General features: G+C 51.3%; 1 protein-coding gene. It reads right to left on the minus strand.

The window, feature by feature from the left end:
• A partial coding sequence (locus tag J5224_RS32395) for a response regulator (RefSeq protein ID WP_319802531.1) occupies nucleotides 1-748 on the minus strand: 748 nt, incomplete at both ends.

Genomic DNA, 748 nt, shown 5'->3' on the forward strand with positions numbered 1-748 from the left:
ATGTGGTAACGGGCGCGTTCGATAAAATCCCCCTGCGGCGCAGCGCTTTTAAACGCCCGCTCAAACAGCGCTTCACTCAGGGTAAACACGCTGCGCAGAATACGGTAGTAAAGCCCTTCCGTCAGCCCACGGCTGGCAACGTCGCGCGTCACCCCTTTGAGCGCCGCAGCATGAGAAGCGGCAAACTTGTCGCCTTGTGCCGTCACGTATTGGTCGAGCAGCGCAAGAAAATCCACCACCGTCTGGCGGCGATCGCCGGATTTATCCCAGTAGGCACCGTCGATGGTCTGAAACACCAACTCATGCCAGGCGGGATAATCGCCATCGTCAATCAGAGCAAACACTTTCTGTTTCAGCTCGCGTGTTACCTGATTATCCTGCTCATCGTAGTGCAGCACCTTTTTGATTACCTCGGTCATGATGCTCTGTTTGACCGGTTTGAGCAGGTAATCATCCACTTTCAGGCTCAGCATGCTGCGCACAATATCGAAATCATCATTGGCAGTGGTGACGATCACTTTGGTCTGATCGTTTTTACGACGCAGGTACTCGATCACTTCTCTTCCATTCGGCAGCGGAATATTGATATCCACCAGGATCATGTCGATATGATTAAGCTGATCGATCAGTTGAATGGCTTTGCGTCCGGTCGATGCTTCATGAATGGTGGCATTTTCGATATGCTCCGAGATCATGCGGCGCAAAGACTCGGATTCAATGTGTTCATCTTCCACAATCACAAAATTGT

The organism is Candidatus Symbiopectobacterium sp. NZEC135 (assembly GCF_025962695.1).